Origin of the sequence: Halopseudomonas formosensis, from assembly GCF_900115905.1 — a bacterium.
Lineage (GTDB): Bacteria > Pseudomonadota > Gammaproteobacteria > Pseudomonadales > Pseudomonadaceae > Halopseudomonas > Halopseudomonas formosensis.
On sequence record NZ_FOYD01000027.1, the window covers coordinates 1 to 1387 of the forward strand.

Genomic DNA, 1387 nt, shown 5'->3' on the forward strand with positions numbered 1-1387 from the left:
GGGAGGGACGTATATGGTCTCCTCCCTCATTGCAAGGCATTCAACAGTCAATGACAAGAGCAGGTTGTCTGTCGTATATCCGGCCTCCATGTGCAGCACAGAGCTGCGGGCCTTGATGAGCAGTCGCTGTGTATCGTCCTTATCGAGCACGCGGCCTGGTTGGCCCTGTCCCTCCTCAGGTTTTCGATACACCGGTTTGACCTGGATTGTCATCACATTGCTGATTGCCTTCGCAACCTGGGGGAGTGCTTTACCTCTCTGTGTTTAACCTTGTGTGCTATCAGCCTGCGCTACACAGGTATGGCTGCATATGCCTGTTCCTTCGTCACAACCGCCCAACCGATGCGCGCAAGCTTGTTGGCCAGTGCTACCACTGCCTTGTTGTAGCCTCGTCGCTCAATCAAGTTACACACCCACCTACTCAATCGGTCGTCATGCCGCTTAGCATAACGGGCAACGGCTCGGGCACCGTGTACCAGCAGTGCGCGCAGATGCTTGTCTCCGCGCTTGCTGATGCCACCCAGAACTGCTCTCCCGCCTGTGCTGTATTGCTTGGGCACGAGCCCCAGCGCAGCAGCAACATCGCGGCCAGAGCGGAACTGCTGACCGGAACCCATCCACCCGTAGAAAGCACTGCTGACGATAGGCCCGTAGCCTGGAATGCTCATCAATCGCTGACAGGTTTCGTTCTCGGCCGCCTGCTTCTTGATTTCCCGCTCATACCAGGCCAGCTCGTCTTCCAAACCAAGGAACAGCTGGTACTGGCGTCCCAACAACTCACGCAAACGCCACGGTAGACCGTTCTCGGCGTCCTCCAGCAGCGCTACCAGCGAGTGGCGGAAGCGGTGCTTGCCTTCAGGCATGATCAGGCCATGCTCGGCACACAGCGCCCGGGCTCGGTTGACCAGCCGAGTCTGTTCCGCCACCAGAGCCTGACGCAGGCGATGCAGGCTCTGGTCCAGCTGCTGCTCGACGCTTTTGACTGCAACGGTTCGGATGCGCCCGTGCTGGGCCGCCTCGGCAATGGCTTCGGCGTCGTTGTAATCATTCTTCTGGCCACGCAGGTAGCCCTTGATGTGCTGCGCTGGCAGCAGCTCGACCACATGCCCCAGCGACTCCATCTCCCTGGCCCAATAATGGGCACCCGAGCAGGCCTCCATGGCAATCATCGCTTCGGGATAGTTCGCCAGAAACGGCAGAAGCTCGCTGCGACGGAGCTTCTTGCGTCGAGCCTGTTTGCCCCGTTGGTCCAATACCACAACGAAGAACACAGTCTTTGCCAGATCGATACCGATTGTCGTAGATTTGTTCATGGTCTCCTCCTGTCTCTTCTCGTTTCTCAATAGATGTTTAGCATCTATTTCCTCTGGCGCATCACGACGCCGTA

The 1387-nt window shown here is 58.0% G+C and carries 2 protein-coding genes; both read right to left on the minus strand.

What is annotated here, in order from left to right:
• The coding region (locus BM046_RS16355; RefSeq protein ID WP_218150057.1) for a hypothetical protein at window positions 1-216 on the minus strand (216 nt) is incomplete at its 3' end.
• Window positions 217-290: 74 nt separating this feature from the next.
• Window positions 291-1313 (minus strand): IS110 family RNA-guided transposase, encoded by a 1023-nt coding sequence (locus tag BM046_RS16055; RefSeq protein WP_090541410.1) that lies wholly within the window; start codon window positions 1311-1313, stop codon window positions 291-293.
• Between the last annotated feature and the right edge of the window lie 74 nt (window positions 1314-1387).